This window comes from Leucobacter chromiiresistens (assembly GCF_900102345.1).
GTDB lineage: Bacteria > Actinomycetota > Actinomycetes > Actinomycetales > Microbacteriaceae > Leucobacter > Leucobacter chromiiresistens.
In genome coordinates, this window is record NZ_FNKB01000001.1 from 2,793,284 (window position 1) to 2,816,059 (window position 22,776).

A 22,776-nucleotide genomic window follows, 5' to 3' on the forward strand; every position below is an offset into this window, starting at 1 on the left:
CGAGCGCCGCCGGGCCGGGTGCGGGGTGCCTCCGATGTGCGCTCGCGAGCGTGCTTACAGGGTGTCGATCCAGTTGCGCAGCAGTCGGATGCCGGCGTCGCCCGACTTCTCGGGGTGGAACTGGGTCGCGCTCAGCGGCCCGTTCTCCACCGCGGCGATGAAGCGCTCGCCGTGCTCCGCCCAGGTCACGAGCGGGCGGGTCGCCGCGGTGCGCCCCTCGATGGACCACTCCGTCGCCGCGTTGCTGTGCACGAAGTAGAAGCGCTCGTTCTCGAGGCCGGCGAAGAGCCGGGATCCCTCGGGCACCTGGACGGTGTTCCAGCCCATGTGCGGCAGCACGGGGGCGTCGATCTCGCGCACGGTGCCGGGCCACTGGCCGAGCCCCTCGGTCTCGACGCCGCGCTCGATGCCGCGGGAGAACATGACCTGCTCGCCGACGCAGATGCCGAGCACGGGGCGGCCGCCGGCGAGCCGCCGGTCGATGAGCTCGTCGCCCCGCACGGCGCGCAGCTGCTGCATCACCGCATCGAAGGCCCCGACTCCGGGCACCAGGAGACCGTCGGCCGCCATCACCGCGGCGGGGTCTCGCGTCAGTTCGACGTCGGCTCCCGCGTGGGCGAGCGCCTTCACGGCGGAGTGCACGTTGCCCGAGCCGTAGTCGAGCACGACGACCCGCTTGGCGGTGGCGCCAGCCGCAGCTGCATCGGAGCTCGCGGGGGCGCCGACGCCCGCCTGCTGATCGCTCACAGCGCGCCCTTGGTGGAGGGGACGCCCTGCACGAGGGGGTCGAGCGCCTTGGCCTCGCGGAAGGCGCGGGCGAAGGCTTTGAACTCCGCCTCGGCGATGTGGTGCGGATCCCGCCCCTCGAGCAGCTTCAGGTGCACGGTGAGCCGCGCGTTCAGGGTCAGCGCCTCGAAGAAGTGCCGCACCATGGAGCCCGTGAAGTGGCCGCCGATGAGGTGCAGTTCGAAGCCGGCGGGCTCCCCGGAGTGCACGAGGTACGGCCGCCCCGAGATGTCGACGACGGCCTGCGCGAGGGATTCGTCGAGCGGCACCAGCGCGTCGCCGTAGCGGGAGATGCCCGCCTTGTCGCCGAGCGCCGCCAGAATGGCCTGGCCGAGCAGAATCCCCGTGTCCTCGACCGTGTGGTGGACGTCGATGTGCACATCGCCGACCGCGTTGACGGTGAGGTCCGTCAGCGAGTGGCGCGCGAACGCGGTGAGCATGTGATCGAAGAACGGCACGCCCGTCTCGATCTGCGACGTTCCGGTTCCATCGAGGTCGACGCGCACGCTGATCTGCGACTCGCTGGTGGAGCGCTCGAGCGATGCGGTGCGGGGTGCGGCAGTCATGGTCACCAGTCTATCGGCGTCGCGTCTCGCGACGGGCGCTGCGTCAGCCCCGCGCTCCTCCCGGGCCGAGTGCCGCGATCGCGTCGATCACGGCGCCGGTCTCGGCCGCGGTGCCCGCGGTGATGCGCAGGTGGCCGGGGATGCTGAGATTGCGGATGAGGATCCCCTGTGCACGCAGCTCCTCGAACGTCGCCTCCGGATCGGCGAAGCCGCCGACGAGCAGGAAGTTGGCGCCCGAGGGGTGCACGGTGTAGCCCAGCTCGGTCAGGGCGCCGGCGAGCCGATCCCGCTGCGCGCTGATGTCGGCGACGGTCGCGAGCATCGCGTCCGCGTGCCGGATGGCGGCGGTGGCCGCCGCCTGGGTGAGCGCGGAGAGGTGGTAGGGCAGCCGCACGAGGCGCAGCGCATCGATCACGGCGGGGTCGGCCGCGAGGTAGCCGAGTCGCACTCCCGCGAAGGCGAACGCCTTGCTCATGGTGCGCGACACGATGAGCCGGTGCCGACCGGGCAGCAGTGCGACGGCGCTCTCGCGCTCGGTGTCGAACTCCTGGTAGGCCTCGTCGATGACGAGCATGCCGTCGAAGGCGTCGTAGGCGGCGACGATCACCTCGCGGTCGAGCGTCGTGCCGGTCGGGTTGTTCGGACCGCAGAGGATCGCGACGTCCGGCCGGTGCTCGCGCAGCGCGGCGACGACCGCCTCCGGGGTGAGCGCGTAGTCGGCGGGGCGCTCGACCCCGATCCAGGCCGTGTCCGTACCGGCCGCGAGCAGCGGATACATCGAGTATGTCGGGGTGAAGCTCAGCAGCGAGCGCCCGGGGCCGGCGAACGCCTGCAGCACCTGCTGCAGCACCTCGTTCGACCCGTTGGCCGCCCACACCTGCTCAGCGACGAGGCCGTAACCGAGATAGCCTGCCAGTGCGCCGCGGAGCTCGGTGAACTCGCGATCCGGATATCGGTTCACACCGGTCACCGCGCGCGCGAGCGACTGCACGATGTCGATAGCGACGTTCTCGGGGATCGGATGCGTGTTCTCGTTCACGTTCAAGCTCACTCGAACCGCGTCTTGCGGTGCGCCGTAGGGCTGCTGCCCCACGAGGTTGTCACGGAGAGGGAGGTCGCTCAAACTGGTCACCCGGCAATTCTACGACCGTCGCACCTCATGCGAGGGGCGAGCCCGCCAGGCGCTCGTGCACCCGACGGCCGGGCACCGCCTTCACGCGCCCAGTTCGTCGCCCGACACCACCAGGGGGTTGTCGGAGTAGCGCAGGGGAACCGCGATCGCCTCGCCCGCCTGCACCGACGAGTCGTCGAGCTGATTCAGCTGGACGATCTCGGTGATGAGGTCGCGGGGGTCGGCCGCGGGGTCGAGATCGCTCGCGAGCGACCAGAGCGAACTGCCGGGCTGCACCACGACGTATTCGAACTGCTCGCCGTTCGGCCCCTCGCCCGACGCCATCGCCTCGGGAGCGGCGAGCGACGCGAGGAGGGCGAGCACGCCCGCGACGAGGATCGTCGCGAGGGCGCCGAGCACGATGCGCCCGCGCCGCGTCAGGCGGAGTGCGCCCGAAGCGTCGATCGTCTCCCGTGAATCCTGACCCTGAACCGCTGCTGCGCTCATGATGACATCCCTTCCTGATGCGAGGCCGCTGCGAGCGCCGCCCGCACCGAACATCTGTTTCGAATATTTATTCGATGAAGCGAAACCGCAACCGGTGGTTCGAACGCATGTTCCCTTATTTTCGGCGACACTCGAACGTATGTTTGCCCGTGTTCGAACGGCACGACTAAGGTTTCGATCAACGGGATCACTGAATCAGCACCCACCGACATTCATGGATCGCGCCCCATCCGCATCGCCCACAGGGCCAGAAAGGACAGCGATGAGCGACGCAGCCGCGCCCCGATCCGCCAAGCCGCTGAGCGAGAAGCAGCAGGCCATCCTCGAGTGCATCGCGCGCTCCGTGGAGAGCCGCGGGTACCCCCCGAGCATGCGCGAGATCGGCGACGCGGTCGGCCTCTCATCGCTGTCGAGCGTCACCCACCAGCTCAGTCGCCTCGAGCTGGGCGGCTACATCCGGCGCGACCCGAATCGTCCCCGCGCGCTCGAGATCCTGGTCGAGCTCGCCTCCACCTCGGCGGCGATCGCCGAGGCCCCGGCCGAGCGCCCCGAGGAGGCCGCCTACGTGCCCCTCGTCGGTCAGATCGCGGCCGGCGTGCCGATCACCGCCGACCAGCAGGTGGAGGAGATCGTGCCGCTCCCCCGCACCATCGTCGGCGACGGCCAGCTGTTCATGCTGCGCGTGGTCGGCGACTCGATGGTCGACGCCGCGATCTGCGACGGCGACTTCGTGGTGATCCGCCAGCAGCGCGAGGCCGAGAACGGCGACATCGTGGCGGCGATGCTCGACGGCGAGGCCACGGTCAAGGTGTTCCGGCGGCGCGATGGCCACACCTGGCTCCTGCCGCGTAACAGCGCGTTCGAGCCGATCCTCGGCGACCACGCCGAGGTGCTCGGCCGCGTCGTGGCCGTGTTCCGGTCCGTCTGAGCGCGCCCGCCGACGCGCGCCCCCGGCGGCGCGCGGCTTCGGCCGCCGTTTGATTTGTTGCACCGAGTCCATCTAAGGTGGTCGCATGACCGCGACCACGTCAGCCGCCTCCCGTGCGCTCCCCCATCCCGCAACCACCGTCGCGGGTTTAGCGCCCGACCTGGTGCCGTATGCGCGCGGCCTCGACCTGCAGGCCGCCGCCGTCGCGCGCATCGAGCGCGGAGCCGACCGCGGCACCGTCATCATGCTCGAGCACGAGTCGGTGTACACGGCCGGTCGCCGAGCCGATCCCGAGGAGTACCCCGCGGATGGGAGCCCGGTCGTTCCCGTCGACCGCGGCGGGCGGGTCACCTGGCACGGGCCGGGCCAGCTCGTCTGCTACCCCGTGATCCGACTGCGCGGCGGCGCGGGCGTCGTCGATCTCGTGCGGGCGCTCGAGACCGCGATCATCGCCGCCATGTCCGACCTCGGGCTGGCGGGCGCCCGCATCGAGGGGCGCTCCGGGGTCTGGGTGCAGCACCACGACGTCCCGGCCAAGGTGGCCCAGATCGGCCTCCACGCGCGAGCCGGCATCATCACCCACGGCATCGCCGTGAACTGCTGCAACGATCCGGCCCCTTTCGCCGCGATCGTGCCGTGCGGCATCCGCGACGCCGGGGTGACCACGCTGAGCGCGATGGCGGGGCGCCGGATCGCACCGGCAGAGCTCGCCCCCTTCCTCGACGGCCGGCTCGCCGCCGCGATCGCGGAGCTCGTCGCATGAGCGCCCGGCGACTGCCGTCGACGGGAGAGCGACCCGCACCCGAGGGCCGACCCCTCCTCCGCATAGAGGCGCGCAACGCCGAGACCCCGATCGAGCGGAAGCCCGCATGGATCAAGACGCGGGCGAGGCTCGGTCCCGAATATCGCGAGGTGCGCGATCTCGTCGAGCGCGAGGGGCTGCACACCGTGTGCCAGGAGGCGGGGTGCCCGAACGTGTTCGAGTGCTGGGAGGACCGCGAGGCGACCTTCCTCATCGGCGGCTCGATCTGCACGCGCCGCTGCGACTTCTGCATGATCTCGACGGGCAAGCCGCTCCCGCTCGACCGCGACGAGCCGCGCCGCGTCGCGGAGTCGGTGCGCACGATGGGGCTGAAGTACGCGACCATCACGGGGGTCACGCGCGACGACCTCCCCGACACGGGCGCGTGGCTCTACGCGGAGACCGTCCGCCAGATCCACGAGCTGAACCCGGGCGCCGGGGTCGAGGTGCTCGTCGACGATCTCGGCGGCCGCCCCGAGGGGCTCGCCGAGGTGTTCGCGGCGGCCCCGGAGGTGTTCGCGCACAACCTCGAGACGGTGCCGCGCATCTTCCGACGCATCCGGCCCGGGTTCCGGTACGAGCGCTCGCTCGGCATCATCGAGCGCGCCCGCGACGCCGGCATGATCACGAAGTCGAACCTCATCCTCGGCATGGGCGAGACCCGCGCCGAGGTCAGCGAGACGATGGCGCAGCTGCGCGACGCTGGGTGCCGCATCCTCACCCTCACCCAGTACCTGCGCCCCTCGGCGCTGCACCACCCGATCGACCGGTGGGTGCACCCCGACGAGTTCGCGGAGATGCAGCTGGAGGCCGAGGAGCTCGGGTTCTCGGGCGTGCTCGCCGGCCCGCTCGTGCGCTCCTCCTACCGCGCCGGTCGCCTGTGGGCGCAGGCGACCGGCGCGGGCAGCGGCGCGGGCGGCCGGGCCGCCCGGTGACCCCTACACCGGATCGGGGGTGAGCAGGCCGAGCTCCCGCAGCACGGCGAGCACCTGCTCGTGCCGGTTGAAGGTGTACAGGTGCACCGAGGGGGCGCCGCCGTCGAGCAGCTCTCGCGCCAACGAGACCGTGTGCTCGACGCCCAGCTCCGGCGCATAGCCGCCCTCGGCGTCCAATGCGCGGGCGAGCTCCACGGGAGCGGGCCGGCCCGCGAGCGAGGCGACCTTGCGCAGCTGGGCGCTCGTGGAGACCGGCATGAGGCCCGGGAGCACGGGGATCGTGAGCCCGGCCGCACGCGCATCCTCGACGAACGACAGGTACTCCTCGGCGCGGAAGAAGAGCTGCGTGATCGCGAGATTCGCGCCGGCCTCCTGCTTCGCGACGAGCCAGTCGACGTCCTCGGCGCGCGAGCGGGAGAGCGGATGGCCGTTCGGGTAGGCGGCGACGGCGGTGCGCCCCACACTGGTGAGCGGCGGCCGCTCCGCCCGCGCCTGCGAGATGAGGCGCACGAGCTCCCACGAGCTCATCGAACCCGCGACCCGCGCATCGCGCTCGTCGAGCCCGCGCGGGGGGTCGCCGCGGAGTGCGAGGAAGTCGTGCACGCCCGCGTCCATGATGGCGTGGATGGCGGCGCGCACGGCGTCGGGCGTCTCGCCCACGGTGGTGAGGTGCGCGAGCGGAAGCGCGTCGGTGTGATCGCGGAGGTACGCGACCAGATCGAGCGAGGCGTCGCGGTTCGATCCGTTCGCGCCGTAGGTGACCGAGATGAAGTCGGGATCCGCCGCCGACAGATGCTGCACGGCGTGCCCGAGGGCCAGTGCGGCCGCACCCGAGCGTGCGGGGAACACCTCGAACGAGAAGCGGGCGCGCGTCGCGGCGCGGGCGGGGAGCAGGAAGGAGTTCATGCGCCGCTCAGCTCCTCCTGCGCGAGGCGGGTGCCGCGCACCCGTGCGGCGATCTTCGCGAACGCCACGTCGCGCGCGAAGTCGGGCGAGCCGTGCTTCGGCTTCTCGTCGATGAGGTACGGGGAGAATCCGCAGTCGTCCGTCGATCCGAGCAGCTCGGCCGGGATGAACCGCGCGGCGCGCACCAGCTGATCCCGCACCTCCGGCGCGGTCTCGAGCTTCGGGCTGGTCGGATCGGTGACGCCGAGCAGCACCCTCGGCGCCGCCGCGGTGCGCGCGCGCTGGCGCAGCTGCCGGCCCACCAGCCGGGCCACCCGATCCGGCTCCTTCTCGCTCGCGGCTTGCACCAGGAAGTACCCGGCCTCGATCTGGAAGAGCTCGGGGATCAGCGCGGCGTAGTCGACGTCGGCGCTGTGGGCCGAGTCGTGATCGTTGCCGGGGCACGTGTGCACGCCGACCGCGGCGCGGTGCTCGGGGGCGAGCTCCGCGAGCACGCGGTTGATGAGGTCGATGAAGCCGCCCAGCGCCTCCGGGCCCGCCCACGGCGCGCGGAGATCGCGGCGCAGCGCGAGCCGCCCCTCCGTGAAGTCGATGGTGACGCGGGAGGCGCCGGCGGCGAAGCTGCGCCGGATGTCCTCCGCGCACCCGGCCACCACATCGTCGAGGAACGCGTCTCGGGAGTAGTCTCCGAGCCCCTCCGCGGGCACCATGAGCGACAGCATCGACGGCGAGACGACCGCCTGCTTGAGCGGGAGGCGGGTGAGCGGCCGCGCGGCCGCCACGTCGTCCGCCGCCCAGGAGCGGAACCGGAACGGGCCGCGGGCGAGGCTCGGGATCACCCGGTGGTGCCCGTCGGCGAAGACCGCGAACACCGGCCCCTCGCGCACGTCGCCCGCGAACGAGGTGCCGAGCGGGTAGCTCGAGAAGCTCTGCCGCCGCTGCTCCCCGTCGCTCACGAGGGGCGAGCCGGTCTCCGCGAACCTCTCGAGGGTGTCGCGCACGGCGCGATCCTGCTCGCCGCGCAGCGTCTCCGCGTCGACCAGGCCGGCCTCCGCATCGAGCACCGCGCGCTGCAGACTCGCGGGGCGCGGCAGGCTGCCCACGGCCTCGGTCGGCAGCTCGCCGCCGCGCCACGCCTCGGCGTGCTCGGCGGGGAGGGCGGCTTCCGCCGCTCCCGCCGCCCCCGCCCCACGGACGTCCGGCGCGCTCACGCGCCCGCGCGCACCGCACGGGCCGCGTGCACCAGGTTCGTGAGGCTCGCCACGGTCTCCTCGTACCCGCGGGTCTTCAGGCCGCAGTCGGGGTTCACCCAGAGCTGCTCGCCTGGAATGCGCGCTGCCGCGATCCGGATCAGCTCCTGCTGCTCCTCGACGCTCGGCACGCGGGGCGAGTGGATGTCGTAGACGCCCGGGCCGATGCCGCGCGAGTATCCGTGCTCGCCCAGTGGCTCGACGACGTCCATCCGGCTGCGGGCCGCCTCGATGCTCGTGACATCGGCGTCGAGCCCGTCGACGGCGTCGATGATCTCGCCGAACTCCGAGTAGCAGAGGTGCGTGTGGATCTGCACGCCGGGCGCCGCGCCGCTCGTCGCGAGGCGGAACGCGCCCACCGACCAGTCGAGGTACGCCGCCTGCCGGTCGGCGTCGAGGGGCAGCAGCTCCCGGAGGGCCGGCTCGTCCACCTGCACGATGCGGATGCCCGCCTCGACGAGGTCGTCGATCTCGTCGCGCAGGGCGAGGGCGACCTGCGACGCCGTATCGGCCAGCGGCTGATCATCTCGCACGAAGGACCAGGCGAGGATCGTGACGGGCCCGGTGAGCATTCCCTTCACCGGTCGGTCGGTGAGCGACTGGGCGTACGCCGACCAGGCGACCGTCATCGGCGCCGGGCGGGAGACGTCGCCCCACAGGATCGACGGGCGGGTCGCCCGCGTGCCGTACGACTGCACCCAGCCGTGCTCCGTGACCGCGAACCCGTCGAGCAGCTCGGCGAAGTACTGGACCATGTCGTTGCGCTCGGCTTCGCCGTGCACCAGCACGTCCAGGCCGATCTCCTCCTGCAGACGGATCACGCGGGCGATCTCGGCGCGCAGGAACTCGTCGTACTCCTCCTGGCCGAGTTCGCCCCGGCCGAAGGCGGCGCGGGCGCGTCGGATCTCGGCGGTCTGCGGGAACGAGCCGATCGTGGTCGTGGCGAGCTCGGGGATGTCGAGGGCCTGCTGCGCGGCGCGGCGCTCCTCCTCGTCGGCCCGCTCGCGATCCTCCCCCGCGACGGCGTCGACGCGGGCGCGCACCTCGTCCACCCGCACGCCGGCGGTCTGAGCGCGCGATGCGAGGATCGCGTCGACTGCAGCGAGCTCTCCCTCGATCGCGGCGGCGCCCTCGGCGAGCCCCCGGGCGAGGATCACGACCTGCTCGACCTTCTGGTCGGCGAAGGCGAGCCAGGAGGCGAGCTCGGCGTCGAGCCGCGTCTCGTCGCGCACGTTGTGGGGAACGTGCTGCAGGCTGTTGGAGGTGGCGGCGACCGTCGCGATCCCGGCGCGCTGCAGGCGCTCGAGCGCGCCGAACGCCGCGCGCAGATCGGTCTTCCAGATGTTGCGCCCGTCGACGACGCCCGCGACGAGCTGCGTGTCGGCGAAGGCCGCGGTGAGCTCGCCCGAGGCGAGCTCCGCCTCGGGGAGCGAGCCGCGCACGAGGTCGGCCTGCACCGCTTCGACCGGCAGCGCGCCGAGCCGCGCGAGCGCCGACGAGGCGTCGCCGTAGGGCGCGGTCAGCAGGATGCGGGGGCGTTCGGCGGTCGCGCCGAGCGCCGTGTAGGCCCGCTCGACGAGTTCGAGCGTCTGCTCGCGCGGAACCGGCAGGGAGTCGGAGACGAGTGCGGGCTCGTCGAGCTGCACCCACTGCGCCCCCGCTCCCGCCAGCGCGGCGAGCAGCTCGCCGTACGCGGCGACGACCTCGTCGAGGCGGTCGATCGGCTGGAAGCCGGCGGCGGCTGCGTCGGAGGCCTTGGCGAGCAGCAGGTAGGTGACGGGCCCGACGATCACGGGGCGCGATTCGATGCCCTGCTCGGCGGCCTCGGAGAGCTGGGCGACGAGCTGCGCGGGGTTCGCCGCGAACGGGGTGCGCTCGTCGATCTCGGGCACGCTGTAGTGGTAGTTCGTGTCGAACCACTTGGTCATCTCGAGCGGCTGGTGGTCGCGGTCGCCGCGGGCGAGCGCGAAGTAGGTGACGAGATCGCTGCCGGCGATGTCGGCGAAGCGCTGCGGGATGGCGCCGAGCGCCAGCGTCGCGTCGAGCACCTGGTCGTAGAAGCTGAAGCTCTCGGGCACCGCGCCGCCGGCCGCGGGGAGGCCGAGCTCGACGAGGTGCGCACGGGTGCTCGCGCGCAGCTCGCGCGCGGTCTGCTGCAGAGCCGCCTCGTCGCTCTGCCCCTTCCAATAGGATTCGATCGCCCGCTTCAGCTCGCGGCGGCGCCCGAGTCGCGGGTATCCGAGAATCGTCGCGGTGGGCAGATGCGTCGTTGCGGTCATGGCCGTCCTTTTCGTGGGAACTCAAGGATCGCAGCAGGCGCTGCTCCCCGTGGAACTCCCCCAAGGTATCCAGCGGTGCGCATTCGCGGTGCGATGTTGCTCCCTGTTACCCGGACGCCTCAGCAGCGCTTATGACACGTATTGCTCCAGCTTCGATGCCGTCTCCGCCGTCACGTACGCGCGCACGCGGGTGCCGGTCTCAACGTACTCCGTCTCCAGCACGCGGTTGCGCTCGTGCAGCTCGGCGACGAGCTCGCCGCGGTCGTAGGGCACCACGACCGTGATCTCGCGATCCGGCACCGGCAGCGCGGCGTCGATCCGCCGCTTCAGCTCCTCGATGCCCTCGCCCGTGCGCGCGGAGACGAACACGGCGTCGGGCACGAGCCCGTGCAGCATCAGCCGCTGCGAATCGTCGAGCAGATCGGCCTTGTTGAACGCCACCAGCTCCGTGATGTCCTGCGCCTCGACCTCGGCGATCACGTCGCGCACCGTGCGCAGCTGCGCCTCGGGATCCGGGTGCGATCCGTCGACCACGTGCAGGATCACCGAGGCGTCGCCCACCTCCTCGAACGTCGAGCGGAACGCCTCGACCAGCTGATGCGGCAGGTTGCGCACGAAACCGACCGTGTCGGCGTACGTGAAGCGGCGGCCGTCGTCGGTCTCGCCGTGCCTGATCGCCGTGTCGAGCGTTGCGAACAGCTGGTTCTGCACCAGCTCCTGCGTCCCCGTGAGGCGGTTCAGCAGACTCGACTTGCCGGCGTTCGTGTACCCGGCGATCGCGACCGAGGGCACTTCGCCGCGCTTGCGATTCGCGCGCTTCGCCTCGCGCGCCGGGGCGAAGCCGGCGATCTGCTTGCGCAGCTTCGACATGCGGATGTGGATCTTGCGGCGGTCGAGCTCCATCTTCGTCTCGCCGGGGCCGCGCGATCCCATTCCCGCGCCGCCGGAGCCGACCTGGCCGCCCGCCTGACGCGACATGGACTCGCCCCAGCCGCGGAGGCGCGGCAGCAGGTACTGCAGCTGCGCGAGCTCGACCTGCGCCTTGCCCTCGCGACTCTTCGCGTGCTGGCTGAAGATGTCGAGGATCACCGCCGTGCGGTCGATCACCTTCACCTTCACCACGTCCTCCAGCGCACGGCGCTGGCTCGGCGCGAGCTCGGTGTCGGCGATCACCGTGTCGGCGCCCACCGCGGCCACGAGCTCGGCGAGCTCCTGCGCCTTGCCCTTGCCCAGGTACGTCGCCGGGTCGGGGTGCGCGCGCCGCTGCAGCAGGCCGTCGAGCACGCGCGCGCCCGCGGTCTCCGCGAGCGCGGAGAGCTCGCGCAACGAGTTCTCGGCGTCCTCGGCGCTCCGCTGCGAGTAGACGCCGATGAGCACGACGTTCTCGAGCCGCAGCTGCCGGTACTCCACCTCGGTGACGTCTTCGAGCTCGGTCGAGAGCCCGACGACGCGCTTCAGCGACGCGCGATCCTCGCGCTCCATGCGGATCGCGTCGAGATCGCCCTCGAGCCGGTCGTGGTCGGCGTCGCCGAGCGCCTGCGCGCCGCTCGTCAGATCGCGGATCACGGTCGCCGAGCCGGCGCCTGCGGCGCGGGCGAGCACCCGGTCGAGGGGGTCCGCGGGAGCGGGGTCCGAGTTCGCCGGGGAGGTCGTGCCTGGGGTCGTGGCTGCGCGATCGAGTGCGTCTTCCCCGACAGCGTCCTCGACGGCGATCACTGCATCGTCTGCGTTCTGCTTCTTCATCTGGAGGCCAGTCTACGCGGCGCGCGCCCGGGCGCGTCGGCCGTTCGCCGTGGGCGCAGCCCGCCGCGCGGGCGGAGGCCTGGGATACTGGTGCGGTGACCCAGCACTACTTCTCCGAATCCCCCGGCGGCGAGCTCCGGCCCCGCGAGGTCGAGGTGGAGCTCGCCGGCGCTCCGCGCACCGTCGTGACGGCGGGCGGCGTGTTCAGCCCCGATCAGCTCGATCGCGGCACCGCGATCCTGTTGCGCGCACTCCCGGAAGCCGACGATCTCGGACCCGCTGGAGGCGCCCCGCTGCTCGACGTGGGCTGCGGCTGGGGCGCGATCGCGCTCGACGCTGCGCTCGCGCAGCCCGAGCGCGAGATCTGGGCGATCGATGTCAACGAGCGGTCGCGCGAGTTGACCCGGATGAACGCGGAGCGGCTCGGCCTCGCGCACGTGCGGGTCGCGTCGCCCGACGAGGTGTCCGACGGGCTCGAGTTCGGCGAGATCCGCTCGAATCCGCCGATCCGCGTGGGCAAGGACGCGCTGCACGCGATCCTGCGCCAGTGGCTCCCCCGGTTGCAGGCGGGGGGCGTCGCGCACCTCGTGGTCGCGAAGCACCTGGGCGCGGACTCGCTGCAGCGCTGGATCGCGGCGGAGTTCGCCGATCTCGTCGTCGACCGCCCGTCTCGCGACAAGGGCTTCCACATCATCCGAGCGAGTCGCCCGGAGCGGTAGGCGCGGCGCCGGTCGGGCTCGGCGCCGAGCGGGCGCCGCACCGGTCGGGGCCGCACCGGTCGGGGGCCGTCAGGCGTCAGGCGGGGCCGACAGCTGTCGGGCGAGGGCCGTCAAGCATCGGGCGAGGGCCGTCAGGCGTCGGGAAGCTCGATCTCCCCCGTGTAGACCAGCTCGGCGGGGCCGTTCAGCGACACGTGCTCGCCCTCCTCGGTGGGGAACATGCGCACGGCGAGCCGGCCCCCGGGCACGTCGACGCGCCAGTGGTTCGGCATGCCCGCGCCGCCCCAGTGCCGGAACGCGAGCGCGGCCGCAGCCGTGCCCGTGCCGCACGACAGGGTCTCGCCGACACCGCGCTCGTGCACGCGCATGCGGATGCGCGCCACCCCGTCCTTGACCAGCGGATCCTCGGGCACGACGAACTCGATGTTCGCGCCGTTCTCGGCGACGGGTTCGAGCGCGGGCTCGCGGTGCAGGTCGAGGCCGTCGAGCTCTGCGGGGTCCGCCAGCGCGGTGACGACGTGCGGGTTGCCGAGATCGATGCCGAGCCCCGGTCGAGCCACATCGAGGCCCTGCGCGGCGACGAGTCGCTCCTCGGCGAGGCGCCAGCGCCCGAGATCGACGGTGTACCCGGAGACGCCGGCGAGCACGTCCTTCACGCCGGCGCGCGTCGCGATCGGCAGCGTGTCGCGCCGCTCCGGGGCGACGAGGCCGCGAGTGATCAGATAGTGCGCGTACACCCGCACGCCGTTGCCGCACATCTCGGCCGGCGTGCCGTCGGCGTTCCAGTAATCCATGAACCACTCGGCGTCCGGCTCCTCGGCGAGGCACGCCGCCCCCTCCGGAATGGAGCGCGAGCGCACCGCCCGGATCACGCCGTCGGCGCCGACGCCGAACCGGCGGTCGCAGAGGAAGCGGATCTGCTCGGGAGTCAGCTCGCGCTCGCCGTCGGGGTCGGTGAACAGCACGAAATCGTTGCCCGTGCCATGGCCCTTGGTGAACGCGAGGGTCGTCATGGCCCCCAGTTTACGCGGGCGATTCGCCGGCCCGCAGCCACTCCACCCCGGCGTAGCGCTTGAACCAGCTCACCTGTCTGCGGGCGTAGCGACGGGTGAGCACCTGGGTCTCCGCGATCGCCTCGGCCTCGGTGAGTCGCCGGTCGAGCTGCGCGAGCGCCTGGGCGTACCCGATGGCGCGGGAGGCCGTCGGTCCCGATGCGATGCCCCGCGGCACCAGCGACCGCACCTCGTCGAGGAGGCCCGCCCGCCACATCTGCTCGACGCGCCGGTCGAGCCGCTCGACGAGCTCCGCGCGATCGGCCCGCACACCGAGGAGGCGCGTTCCGCCCGCCTGCGCGCCGTGCCACAGCCGCGGCTCGGCCGGCAGCGTCACCTGCGCGTCGCCCCCGAGCAGGGCCACTTCGAGCGCCCGCACCACCCGGCGCGGGTTTCGCGCGTCGACGGCCTCGGCGGTCGCCGGGTCGCGCGCGCGCAGTCGCTCGAGCAGCGTGTCCACCCCGTCGCGCTCGAGCGCCGCCTCGAGCTCTGCGCGCAGCGCGTCGTCGCGGGGCGGGAACTGGAAGTCGAAGAGCACGCTCGAGACGTAGAGTCCCGATCCCCCGACGAGGATCGCGTCGGCCCCGCGGGCGTGAATGCCTCCGATGGCGGCGCGGGCCGCCTCCTGGTACCACGCCACCGTTGCTTCGTCGCCGGGGTCGAGCACGTCGAAGAGGTGGTGCGCGATCCCCCGCCGCTCCGCCTCCGGCAGTTTCGCCGTGCCGATGTCCATGCCGCGATAGACCTGCATCGCATCGGCGTTCACGATCTCGGTGGGTCGGCCGGTCGCGATCAGCCGCTCGGCGAGATCGAGGGAGAGCGCCGATTTGCCCGTGCCGGTCGCGCCCACCACGGCCCAGAGGCGCGGGCGGGCACGCTGCTCGGTGTCGGCCGGCTGCGCGGCCCTCGGTGTCATCGGGTGCGCAGGGTCGGCAGCCCGAGGTTGACGACGCGCGGCGCCGGAGCGGCGGCCTCGGCGGGCGCGGGGACGCCGCAGCTCTCGGCCTGGCGCCGATCCCAGGCGTCGCCCGCTCGGGTGCGTCGCACGACGAACCGGCGCGCGGCTTCCGACGGGTCGATCGCCGAGTCGGCGATGAGGAAGTGCGGGGCCGCCGCCGTGATGGCGACCGTGACGACATCGCCCGGGCGGGGTTCGTCGCCGTGCTCGGGCACTGCGAAGTGCACGAGTCGGTTGTCCTCGCCGCGCCCCGAGAGGCGGCGGGTGGTCGCGTCCTTCTTGCCCTCGCCTGCGGAGACGAGCACCTCGACGGTGCGACCGATCTGCGCGTGGTTCTCCTCCAGGGAGATGCGCTCCTGCAGCGCCTGCAGACGCTCGTAGCGCTCCTGCACGACCGCCTTCGGCAGCTGCCCGTCCATGTCGGCTGCGGGGGTGCCGGGTCGGATCGAGTACTGGAACGTGAACGCGCTCGCGAATCTCGAGGCCTCGACCACGCGGAGGGTGTCGGCGAAGTCCTCCTCGGTCTCGCCGGGGAAGCCGACGATGATGTCGGTGGTGATCGCGGCGTGCGGGATGCGCTCGCGCACGGCCTCGAGAATGCCGAGGAACTTCTTCGACCGGTACGAGCGGCGCATGGCCTTCAGCACGGTGTCGGAGCCCGACTGCAGCGGCATGTGGAGCACCGGCATCACGTTCGGCGTCTCGGCCATCGCGGCGATAACGTCCTCGGTGAAGGCGGCCGGGTGCGGGCTCGTGAACCGCACCCGCTCGAGCCCGTCGATGCCGCCCATGGCGCGCAGGAGCTTGCCGAACGCCTGCCGGTCGCCGAATTCGACGCCGTAGGTGTTGACGTTCTGGCCGAGGAGCGTCACCTCGATCGCTCCGTCGTCGACGAGCGCCTGGACTTCGGCGAGGATGTCGCCGGGGCGTCGGTCCTTCTCCTTGCCGCGGAGCGCCGGGACGATGCAGAACGTGCACGTGTTGTTGCAGCCGACGGAGATCGACACCCACCCGCTGGAGGCGGAGTCGCGCTTGGTCGGCAGCGTGGAGGGGAAGACCTCGAGCGATTCGAGGATCTCTACCTGCGCTTCGGCGTTGTGCCGGGCGCGTTCGAGGAGGGCGGGCAGCGACCCCATGTTGTGGGTGCCGAAGACCACGTCGACCCAGGGCGCCTTCTCGACGATGGCGCCCTGATCCTTCTGCGCGAGGCACCCGCCGACGGCGATCTGCATGCCTTCGCGCTCGCGCTTGACGCCCGCGAGGTGGCCGAGGTTGCCGTACAGCTTGTTGGCCGCGTTCTCGCGCACGGCGCAGGTGTTGATCACGATGACGTCGGCGGCCTCCGCCGAGTCGGCCGGCACGTATCCGGCGGCTTCGAGCGACCCCGAGAGGCGCTCTGAGTCGTGCACGTTCATCTGGCAGCCGAGCGTGCGCACGGAGTAGCTGCGGGGGGTGCCGTCGCGACGCACCGATGCGGGCGACAGCTGGATCTCAGGGGGTTCGACAGCGGTGAGACTCATGGTCTCCAGTCTACCGGCGACGGCGGGCGCGCCGGCGGCGGGCGCTGCTACTCGAAGCGGACGCCCGAACCGCCGCGGCCGCCGCGCGAGCCTCGGGTCGCCCCGTCGAGCGCGTCCCGCGCCGCGCGCATCGCGGGTTCGCCGGACCAGCCCCGCCGGGCGAGAAAGCCGAGCAACCGGCGTTCGGCGACCTGACGCTCGAGCCCGCCGAGCTTCGCCGCGCGGTCGCGCGCGGTCTGCCGCAGCAGTTCGAACTCCTCATCGGAGTCGAGCTCGCCGATCGCGGTCTCGATCACGTCGCCCGGAAGCCTGCGGGCCTGCAGTTTCACGCGGATCTGCGACCGACTCGCCCGCTTCGTGTGGCGCAGCTTCTCGGTGAGCGTGCGGGCGAGCCCGAGATCGTCGAGATAGAGGCTGCGGGTGAACTCGTCGACGACCGTCTCGATCTCATCGGCCCCGTGGTCGAGGCGGGCGAGCTCCTCCCGGAGCTCGCCGCTCGTCCGGGCGCGGCGACCCAGGATGCGCACTCCGTCTTCGTGGGCGGTGCGCCCGGGCGCCTCGTCGGCGGGATCCGATTCGGGGTCGTCGATCTCCTGCTGGTCGGGCTCTGCCGTATCGGCGCCGCCCTCGAGCGGTCCACTCGTCGGCGATACCCGCGCAGCGAAGTCGCCCTGCACGACGGGCCGGACGCCGGTCTCGATCATCGACGCGACGCCCGAGTCGATGAGCCTGGCGAGCTCCTCACGGGTCGCCTGACGCGCTGCGGAGCCGGCCTCCCCCTCGGGATGATCGACCGCATCGACCTCATCGACCTCATCAGTGCGATCGACCTCATCAATGCGATCGACCTCATCAATGCGATCGACCTCATCAGCCCCATCGCCCTCTTCAATGCGATCGCCGAAGCCGACCGCTCCGCGCACGCGCGGCCGGTTCAGCTGAGAGCGCAGCTCGATGACTTCGGCCAGGTCGCCGCGATCCTCCGACCGCGACTCCTCATCGGGCGGAGGGAGAAACCGCACCACCATCTCAGGCGCTCGCGCGCTTCTCGGGCTCTGCGGGCGCCGACTTCGCCGACGCCTTGGCCGCTGACGCCCCCTTGGCTGCGGGCGCCGAAGGAGCCGTCTCCTCAGCCCCCGCCTCCTTGCGCCCGTTCACGCCGAGCTTCGTCAGAATCTTCTCCTCGATCTCCAGCGCGACATCGGGGTGGTTGATCAAGAACCGACGCGCGTTCTCCATGCCCTGGCCGAGCTGGTCGCCGTCGTAGGTGAACCACGCACCGCTCTTCTTGATCAGCCCCTGCTCCACACCGTAATCGATGAGCGAGCCCTCGCGGGAGATGCCGATGCCGTACAGGATGTCGAACTCGGCCTGCTTGAACGGCGGCGCCATCTTGTTCTTGACGACCTTCACGCGCGTGCGGTTTCCCACCGCGTCGGCGCCGTCCTTCAACGTCTGAATGCGACGGATGTCGAGTCGCACCGAGGCGTAGAACTTGAGGGCCTTGCCGCCGGCGGTCGTCTCCGGGCTTCCGAAGAAGACGCCGATCTTCTCGCGCAGCTGATTGATGAAGATGGCCGTGGTCTTGGTCGAGTTCAGGCTGCCCGTGATCTTGCGCAGCGCCTGCGACATGAGGCGGGCCTGCAGACCGACGTGGCTGTCGCCCATCTCGCCCTCGATCTCGGCCTTCGGCACGAGCGCCGCGACCGAGTCGATGACCACGAGGTCGACGGAACCGGAGCGGATCAGCATGTCGGCGATCTCGAGCGCCTGCTCCCCGGTGTCGGGCTGCGCGACGAGCAGCGCGTCGATGTCGACACCGAGCTTTTGCGCGTACTCGGGGTCGAGCGCGTGCTCGGCATCGATGAAGGCCGCGATGCCGCCGGCGCGCTGCGCGTTCGCGATCGCGTGGAGCGTCAGCGTCGTCTTGCCCGACGACTCGGGGCCGTAGATCTCGATGATGCGGCCGCGCGGCAGGCCGCCGATGCCCAGCGCGACGTCGAGCGCCACCGAGCCCGTGGGGATCACCTCGACGGGGGGCCGATCCTGGCTCCCCATGCGCATGACCGCGCCCTTGCCGAAGTTGCGGTCGATCTGCGCGAGAGCGGCTTCGAGGGCCTTCTCGCGGTCTTTGGCTACAGCCATGGTGTGCTCCTCATCACGTGCGCGGCGTGCCGCTGGGTGTGCTGCCTGCATACTGTCTCGGCCCCGGATGGGGCAGACAAGGCATCGGTGGTCGTGCGCTTCTCACCCTAGGATCAGCCACCGACATTCATGGCCGGAGGCGGAGAACTGTGAATGCGAAGGGCGACTCACCACCTGTAGACGAAGATAACACCATTCGAACACAGTTTCGAAGAATGCGACGGCGTGTCTGTCGCGGCGCGCGCCGCGCACCCGTCGCTCCCGCTACTCGCGGGGATCCGGCAGCCCGCGCCCGTGACGCCGCGCCACCGGCACGGCGAGGTCATCGCAGAGCGCCTCCCACACGTGACGCGGCGCCACTCCGCGCTCGATCGCCTCGTTCGCAGTACCTCCGAGCGGGGCCAACCAGTGGTCGCGCAGCAGCACGGGGGCGTAGTCCTCGCCGAACTCCGAGACGCACGCGCGCCGGAACTCACTCAACCGCATCATTCACACCCGTTCCTGTCTTCCGCCCCGACACGTCGAAGCGCCCGAACCGGAAACGGCCGGGCGCTTCAGCGCCGCTCGCACGGCGCACCTCTCGAGATGCCTACGAGACCAGCTCGGGGGTGAACCCCGACACCAGCTCCGCAGGCACCGTGTCGGGAACCCGGTGAGCCATCGGGAGCGACAAGCCCTCGACCACGGAGAGTCGCTCGCTCACCTCTCCCATGATCACGGAGAGCGGGGTGTCGAGCGCATCGGCGACGGCGGCGAGGATCTCACTCGACGCCTCCTTCTGACCGCGCTCGACCTCGCTCAGATATCCGAGCGCGACGCTCGCCTCACCGGCGACCTGCCGCAGCGTACGACCCTTCTGCAGCCGGAAGTCACGCAGCACATCGCCGATCTCCTGACGCATGAGCACCATGTGAACCCTCCTTCACGTGCACAACCCGAGTCGTGCCTCCACCATACCCGCTCCGCGACGGGCTGTCGCTGCGGGGACGCCGACCATTTTCGGATCGCCGTACTGTGAACAACCCCGAGCTTAACCGCTGTATTCCTGAAATCTCACTGAAGTTGAGTCTGCCTGACTCAGGTTCAGCGAAATATCAGGAATGCGCTGCCGAGGCGCTCACAGCACCTTCGAGAGGAACTCCCGCGTGCGCGCCTGCTGCGGATCGCCGAACACCTGCTCGGGTGCGCCCTCCTCCACCACGGCGCCCCCGTCCATGAACACGACGCGATCGCACACCTCGCGCGCGAAGCCCATCTCGTGGGTGACCAGCACCATCGTCATGCCCGAGGCCGCGAGATCGCGGATCACCTGCAGCACCTCCCCCACCATCTCGGGGTCGAGCGCCGACGTCGCCTCGTCGAACAGCATGATCTTCGGCTCCATCGCGAGCGCACGCGCAATCGCGACGCGCTGCTTCTGCCCGCCCGAGAGCGACGCCGGTCGGGCGTCCCCCTTCTCGGAGAGCCCGACGCGCTCGAGCAGCGACAGCGCCGCATCGCGGGCCTCGTTCTTCGACTTCTTCTTCAGGTCGACCGGGGCGAGCATGATGTTCTCGAGCACCGTCATGTTCGGGAACAGGTTGAAGTGCTGGAACACCATGCCGATGTTCTGCCGCACCACGTTGATGTCGGCCTGCTGCGAGGTGAGCTCCATGCCGCTCACCACGACCGAGCCCCCGCTCGGCTCCTCGAGGCGGTTGAGGCACCGGAGCAGGGTCGACTTGCCCGATCCCGAGGGTCCGATCACGGAGACCACCTCCCCCTCCGCCACGACGAGGTCGATGCCCGTGAGCACCTCGTTGCTGCCGAACGACTTGCGCAGTCCCGCGACCTCGATCGCCGGAGTGCCCGTGTGCGTTGCCGTGTTCTCGGTCACTTGTTCACCTTCTTATCCACGATGTTCGCAAGCCAGGTCAGCAGGGTGATGACGATGAAGTACATCACTCCGACGATGATGAGCATCTCCGTCGTGCGGAAGTTCGCCGCATAGATCTGCTGCGCCTGGTAGAGGAGCTCCGCGAAGCCGATGGTCAGGAGCAGCGACGAGTCCTTCAGCGTGATGACGAGCTGGTTGATGACGGAGGGCATCGAGATCTTGGCTGCCTGCGGCACGACGACGCGCTGCATCGAGCGCCCCCACCCGAGGCCGAGCGACCGCGCCGCCTCCATCTGCCCCGGATCCACGGCCTGCAGTCCGCCGCGCACGATCTCGGTCAGGTAGGCACCGGCATTGAGCGCGAGCGTGGCGACACCGGCGAGGAAGACGTTTCCGGGCGCCCCGGTGAGCTGCGGCAGCCCGAAGTAGAAGAGGAAGGCCCAGACGAGGATCGGCGTGCCGCGGAAGATCGAGACGTACACCGTGGCGATTCCGCGCACGACGCGCGAGGACGAGATCTTCATGAACCCGAACACGAGCCCGAGCGCGAGGGCGATGATGAAGGAGACGACGGTGATCGACACCGTGTTCCAGAGGCCCTTGGAGAGCGCCGGCCAGCTCTCGACCACGAGCTCGAAGATGTTGCCGCCGCCCTGCGTGGTCTCGGAATCGCCGAGGTACGTGTCGAGGATCTCGTCGTAGGTGCCGTCGGCCTGCAGCTTCGCCAGCCCGTCGTTGAACGCCGCCAGCAGCTCCGAGTTCTCGCCCTTCGCCACGGCGAAGCCGTACTCGCCGCCCGGGATCTTCTCGGTGACGACCTTGAGTCCGTTGCCCTGGTCGATGCCGTAGGCCAGCACCGGGTAGTCGTCGAACACTGCGACCGCCGATTGGTTCTTCACCGACTCGTACATGGTCGCCGACTGATCGAGCGCCTTCACCGTGAAGCCGTACTCCTCGGCGAGCTTCTCGGCCTCGGCGAGCCCCTCGGAACCCGACTTCGCGACCACGGTCTCACCCGCGAGGTCGTCATAGCCCTCGATCGAGTCGTCGTTCGCGGCGACCGCCATCTGCACGCCCGACTCGAAGTACGGCTCGGAGAAGTCGAAGATCTCCTTGCGCTCGTCCGTGATGGACATGCCGGCGATGACGCCGTCGGCCTGCCCCGACTGCACGGCCGAGAGCGCGGCCTGGAAGCCCAGCGAGCGGATGTCGACGCTGAACCCCTCCCGCTCCGCGATCGTGTTCATCAGGTCCATGTCGATGCCGACGAGGTCTCCGGTCGACGGATCGCGGAACTCGAACGGCGCGAAGGTGGTGTCCGTCGCGATGACGTACGTCTCCCCCTCCGCCTGAGCCGGCATGACCGCAGTCGCCGCTCCGGTTCCCAGCAGCAGCGTCGCTGCGAATCCTGCCGCGAGACCGGCGCGCACGCGAGTCCAACGTCTGTTCTTCTGCACTCTCAATTCCCCTTCGCGGAGTTGGATCGCCGCGATCTGCGATGATCGATTCGCCCCCAGCGTACCGAGGTCACGGAGCGGATGAGGCCGATCCGGGCTCGAGGCACTCGACCAGCAGCTCGATCGCCGCGGTGACGGCTGCCGCGCGAATGGTCGCGCGGTCGCCGTCGAGGTCGAGCAGCCGCTGCCGCTCGACGGCGCCCGCGCTCACCGCGACCCAGACCGTTCCGGCGGGTTGACCGGTCTGCGGATCGGGATCGGGCCCGGCGACGCCCGTCGTGGCGACGCCGATTGCCGTGGGAGCCTCGGCGGAGCCCCTGCGCGGCACGGCGCACGCTCGACGCACCCCGGCGGCCATCTGTCGCGCGACGTCGCCGTCGACGGGGCCGCTCCGGCGCAGGAGCTCGTCGTCGACTCCGAGGAGCGAGTGCTTGAGCGCGGTGTCGTAGGCGACGATGCCCCCGACGAGCACGCGCGAGGCCCCCGGAATCGAGACGAAGGCATCGGCGAGCAGACCGCCGGTGAGCGACTCGGCGACGGCGAGGGTGAGCCCGCGCGCGCCCGCCTCCTCGATGACGCGCCGGGCGAGCTCCGCTCGGCGGGACGCGGTCACCGTGCCGCCCGCCTCGCCCGCGCGTACCCCACGATGTAGTCGAGCCCGCTCGTGATAGTGAGGATGAAGGCGATGGTCATCGTGATGATGTTGACCCATTCGACGAGGGGCGCGGCGGATCCCACGACACCGGCGAGCGGCAGCAGTGCGAGGGTGATCGCGACGGACTGCGCCACGGTTTTCACCTTGCCCGCCCAGGCGGCGGCGAGCACGACGTCGTGGGCGACGAGCAGACGGTGCACGGTGATGCCGACCTCGCGCACGAGGATGAGCACGGTGACCCACCAGGGCAGCTCGGCCAGGATCGAGAGGCCGACCAGCGCTGCGCCGGTCAGGAATTTGTCGGCGATCGGGTCGAGCAGCTTGCCGAGATCCGTGATGAGCCCTCGGGACCGTGCGATGTGCCCGTCCCACGCGTCCGTCGCGATCGCGAGCACGAAGAACACGGCCGCCGCCCACCGCCAGGGGCCGTCGGTGCCGCCATCGGCGAGCAGCATCCACAGGAAGAACGGCGTGGCGAGGATGCGCGCCCCCGTGATGACGTTGGGGGCGTTCCAGTTGCTGGGCGCCGCGGGCGCGGGGGCGTTGGCGGTCATGTCAGCAGCCTACTTGAGGCGCCGCCG

The 22,776-nt window shown here is 71.1% G+C and carries 23 protein-coding genes; 4 read left to right on the top strand and 19 right to left on the bottom strand.

The features are described 5' to 3' along the window. Nucleotides 1–54: 54 nt before the first annotated feature. The 4 genes from hisH to BLT44_RS12775 form a co-directional block, all read right to left on the bottom strand. Nucleotides 55–666 carry an imidazole glycerol phosphate synthase subunit HisH gene (gene hisH / locus BLT44_RS12760; RefSeq protein WP_029608261.1) on the bottom strand — a complete coding sequence of 204 codons (612 nt, stop codon included), beginning with the start codon at nucleotides 664–666 and terminating at the stop codon, nucleotides 55–57. Between the two features lie 77 nt (nucleotides 667–743). After that, nucleotides 744–1,352, bottom strand: a complete 609-nt coding sequence (hisB, locus tag BLT44_RS12765; protein ID WP_010156653.1) for an imidazoleglycerol-phosphate dehydratase HisB — start codon at nucleotides 1,350–1,352, stop codon at nucleotides 744–746. Between the two features lie 43 nt (nucleotides 1,353–1,395). Then, nucleotides 1,396–2,484 carry a histidinol-phosphate transaminase gene (locus BLT44_RS12770; RefSeq protein WP_029608260.1) on the bottom strand — a complete coding sequence of 363 codons (1,089 nt, stop codon included), beginning with the start codon at nucleotides 2,482–2,484 and terminating at the stop codon, nucleotides 1,396–1,398. A gap of 81 nt (nucleotides 2,485–2,565) precedes the next feature. Then, nucleotides 2,566–2,970, bottom strand: coding sequence for a LysM peptidoglycan-binding domain-containing protein (locus BLT44_RS12775; RefSeq protein ID WP_010156651.1), 405 nt, complete (start codon nucleotides 2,968–2,970; stop codon nucleotides 2,566–2,568). Nucleotides 2,971–3,232: 262 nt separating this feature from the next. Here BLT44_RS12775 and lexA point away from each other — a divergent pair, with 262 nt between their 5' ends. The 3 genes from lexA (at nucleotide 3,233) to lipA (ending at nucleotide 5,635) form a co-directional block, all read left to right on the top strand. Next, the gene (lexA, locus tag BLT44_RS12780; protein ID WP_010156650.1) at nucleotides 3,233–3,898 is read left to right on the top strand and encodes a transcriptional repressor LexA; all 666 of its coding nucleotides are present in this window, start codon (nucleotides 3,233–3,235) and stop codon (nucleotides 3,896–3,898) included. An 85-nt stretch (nucleotides 3,899–3,983) separates the two neighbouring features. Next, a complete protein-coding gene (gene lipB / locus BLT44_RS12785; protein ID WP_010156649.1) occupies nucleotides 3,984–4,661 on the top strand; it encodes a lipoyl(octanoyl) transferase LipB in 678 nt (225 codons plus the stop codon). Further along, nucleotides 4,658–5,635 carry a lipoyl synthase gene (gene lipA / locus BLT44_RS12790; protein ID WP_010156648.1) on the top strand — a complete coding sequence of 326 codons (978 nt, stop codon included), beginning with the start codon at nucleotides 4,658–4,660 and terminating at the stop codon, nucleotides 5,633–5,635. Before lipB ends, lipA begins: the two co-directional genes overlap by 4 nt. 3 nt (nucleotides 5,636–5,638) lie before the next feature. Here the strand turns inward: lipA and BLT44_RS12795 are convergent, their stop codons facing one another. The 4 genes from BLT44_RS12795 to hflX form a co-directional block, all read right to left on the bottom strand. Beyond that, complete coding sequence (locus BLT44_RS12795) at nucleotides 5,639–6,541, bottom strand: methylenetetrahydrofolate reductase (protein WP_010156647.1); 903 nt, start codon at nucleotides 6,539–6,541, stop codon at nucleotides 5,639–5,641. After that, nucleotides 6,538–7,752 (bottom strand): uroporphyrinogen decarboxylase/cobalamine-independent methonine synthase family protein, encoded by a 1,215-nt coding sequence (locus BLT44_RS12800; RefSeq protein WP_244887480.1) that lies wholly within the window; start codon nucleotides 7,750–7,752, stop codon nucleotides 6,538–6,540. Before BLT44_RS12800 ends, BLT44_RS12795 begins: the two co-directional genes overlap by 4 nt. Further along, on the bottom strand, nucleotides 7,749–10,070 hold the full coding sequence (gene metE, locus BLT44_RS12805; protein WP_010156645.1) for a 5-methyltetrahydropteroyltriglutamate--homocysteine S-methyltransferase: 2,322 nt from the start codon (nucleotides 10,068–10,070) through the stop codon (nucleotides 7,749–7,751). The genes BLT44_RS12800 and metE overlap by 4 nt, the downstream gene beginning before the upstream one ends. Before the next feature lie 129 nt (nucleotides 10,071–10,199). Further along, nucleotides 10,200–11,813 (bottom strand): GTPase HflX, encoded by a 1,614-nt coding sequence (gene hflX / locus BLT44_RS12810; protein ID WP_010156644.1) that lies wholly within the window; start codon nucleotides 11,811–11,813, stop codon nucleotides 10,200–10,202. A gap of 95 nt (nucleotides 11,814–11,908) precedes the next feature. Here hflX and BLT44_RS12815 point away from each other — a divergent pair, with 95 nt between their 5' ends. Further along, nucleotides 11,909–12,532 (top strand): class I SAM-dependent methyltransferase, encoded by a 624-nt coding sequence (locus BLT44_RS12815; RefSeq protein ID WP_010156643.1) that lies wholly within the window; start codon nucleotides 11,909–11,911, stop codon nucleotides 12,530–12,532. A gap of 131 nt (nucleotides 12,533–12,663) precedes the next feature. Here BLT44_RS12815 and dapF read toward each other — a convergent pair whose 3' ends face one another. The 11 genes from dapF to pgsA form a co-directional block, all read right to left on the bottom strand. Then, a complete protein-coding gene (gene dapF / locus BLT44_RS12820; RefSeq protein ID WP_010156642.1) occupies nucleotides 12,664–13,545 on the bottom strand; it encodes a diaminopimelate epimerase in 882 nt (293 codons plus the stop codon). A gap of 10 nt (nucleotides 13,546–13,555) precedes the next feature. Then, entirely contained in the window at nucleotides 13,556–14,500 is a 945-nt protein-coding gene (miaA, locus tag BLT44_RS12825) for a tRNA (adenosine(37)-N6)-dimethylallyltransferase MiaA (protein WP_010156641.1), read from the bottom strand. Next, entirely contained in the window at nucleotides 14,497–16,062 is a 1,566-nt protein-coding gene (miaB, locus tag BLT44_RS12830) for a tRNA (N6-isopentenyl adenosine(37)-C2)-methylthiotransferase MiaB (protein ID WP_010156640.1), read from the bottom strand. The genes miaA and miaB overlap by 4 nt, the downstream gene beginning before the upstream one ends. 47 nt (nucleotides 16,063–16,109) lie before the next feature. Then, nucleotides 16,110–17,084 carry a regulatory protein RecX gene (locus BLT44_RS12835; protein ID WP_176783290.1) on the bottom strand — a complete coding sequence of 325 codons (975 nt, stop codon included), beginning with the start codon at nucleotides 17,082–17,084 and terminating at the stop codon, nucleotides 16,110–16,112. A gap of 7 nt (nucleotides 17,085–17,091) precedes the next feature. Next, nucleotides 17,092–18,207, bottom strand: coding sequence for a recombinase RecA (recA, locus tag BLT44_RS12840; RefSeq protein WP_010156638.1), 1,116 nt, complete (start codon nucleotides 18,205–18,207; stop codon nucleotides 17,092–17,094). A gap of 264 nt (nucleotides 18,208–18,471) precedes the next feature. Beyond that, the gene (locus tag BLT44_RS12845) at nucleotides 18,472–18,696 is read right to left on the bottom strand and encodes a DUF3046 domain-containing protein (protein WP_010156637.1); all 225 of its coding nucleotides are present in this window, start codon (nucleotides 18,694–18,696) and stop codon (nucleotides 18,472–18,474) included. A gap of 100 nt (nucleotides 18,697–18,796) precedes the next feature. After that, nucleotides 18,797–19,117, bottom strand: a complete 321-nt coding sequence (locus tag BLT44_RS12850; protein ID WP_010156636.1) for a helix-turn-helix domain-containing protein — start codon at nucleotides 19,115–19,117, stop codon at nucleotides 18,797–18,799. Between the two features lie 207 nt (nucleotides 19,118–19,324). After that, the gene (locus BLT44_RS12855) at nucleotides 19,325–20,083 is read right to left on the bottom strand and encodes an amino acid ABC transporter ATP-binding protein (RefSeq protein WP_010156635.1); all 759 of its coding nucleotides are present in this window, start codon (nucleotides 20,081–20,083) and stop codon (nucleotides 19,325–19,327) included. Next, a complete protein-coding gene (locus BLT44_RS12860; protein WP_414531131.1) occupies nucleotides 20,080–21,546 on the bottom strand; it encodes an amino acid ABC transporter substrate-binding protein/permease in 1,467 nt (488 codons plus the stop codon). The genes BLT44_RS12855 and BLT44_RS12860 overlap by 4 nt, the downstream gene beginning before the upstream one ends. 64 nt (nucleotides 21,547–21,610) lie before the next feature. Next, nucleotides 21,611–22,153: a CinA family protein gene (locus BLT44_RS12865; protein WP_010156633.1), complete on the bottom strand. Its 543-nt coding sequence runs from the start codon at nucleotides 22,151–22,153 to the stop codon at nucleotides 21,611–21,613. Next, on the bottom strand, nucleotides 22,150–22,749 hold the full coding sequence (gene pgsA, locus BLT44_RS12870) for a CDP-diacylglycerol--glycerol-3-phosphate 3-phosphatidyltransferase (protein ID WP_010156631.1): 600 nt from the start codon (nucleotides 22,747–22,749) through the stop codon (nucleotides 22,150–22,152). The genes BLT44_RS12865 and pgsA overlap by 4 nt, the downstream gene beginning before the upstream one ends. Between the last annotated feature and the right edge of the window lie 27 nt (nucleotides 22,750–22,776).

Bases quoted from the DNA above. Each gene is read 5' to 3' on its own strand.
- pgsA (WP_010156631.1), bottom strand. From the start codon at position 22,749: ATGACCGCCAACGCCCCCGCGCCCGCGGCGCCCAGCAACTGGAACGCC.
- BLT44_RS12850 (WP_010156636.1), bottom strand. From the start codon at position 19,117: ATGGTGCTCATGCGTCAGGAGATCGGCGATGTGCTGCGTGACTTCCGG.
- lipB (WP_010156649.1), top strand. From the start codon at position 3,984: ATGACCGCGACCACGTCAGCCGCCTCCCGTGCGCTCCCCCATCCCGCA.
- miaB (WP_010156640.1), bottom strand. From the start codon at position 16,062: ATGAGTCTCACCGCTGTCGAACCCCCTGAGATCCAGCTGTCGCCCGCA.
- hisB (WP_010156653.1), bottom strand. From the start codon at position 1,352: ATGACTGCCGCACCCCGCACCGCATCGCTCGAGCGCTCCACCAGCGAG.
- miaA (WP_010156641.1), bottom strand. From the start codon at position 14,500: ATGACACCGAGGGCCGCGCAGCCGGCCGACACCGAGCAGCGTGCCCGC.
- recA (WP_010156638.1), bottom strand. From the start codon at position 18,207: ATGGCTGTAGCCAAAGACCGCGAGAAGGCCCTCGAAGCCGCTCTCGCG.
- BLT44_RS12775 (WP_010156651.1), bottom strand. From the start codon at position 2,970: ATGAGCGCAGCAGCGGTTCAGGGTCAGGATTCACGGGAGACGATCGAC.
- dapF (WP_010156642.1), bottom strand. From the start codon at position 13,545: ATGACGACCCTCGCGTTCACCAAGGGCCATGGCACGGGCAACGATTTC.
- BLT44_RS12795 (WP_010156647.1), bottom strand. From the start codon at position 6,541: ATGAACTCCTTCCTGCTCCCCGCCCGCGCCGCGACGCGCGCCCGCTTC.
- BLT44_RS12845 (WP_010156637.1), bottom strand. From the start codon at position 18,696: ATGATGCGGTTGAGTGAGTTCCGGCGCGCGTGCGTCTCGGAGTTCGGC.
- lipA (WP_010156648.1), top strand. From the start codon at position 4,658: ATGAGCGCCCGGCGACTGCCGTCGACGGGAGAGCGACCCGCACCCGAG.
- hflX (WP_010156644.1), bottom strand. From the start codon at position 11,813: ATGAAGAAGCAGAACGCAGACGATGCAGTGATCGCCGTCGAGGACGCT.
- lexA (WP_010156650.1), top strand. From the start codon at position 3,233: ATGAGCGACGCAGCCGCGCCCCGATCCGCCAAGCCGCTGAGCGAGAAG.
- metE (WP_010156645.1), bottom strand. From the start codon at position 10,070: ATGACCGCAACGACGCATCTGCCCACCGCGACGATTCTCGGATACCCG.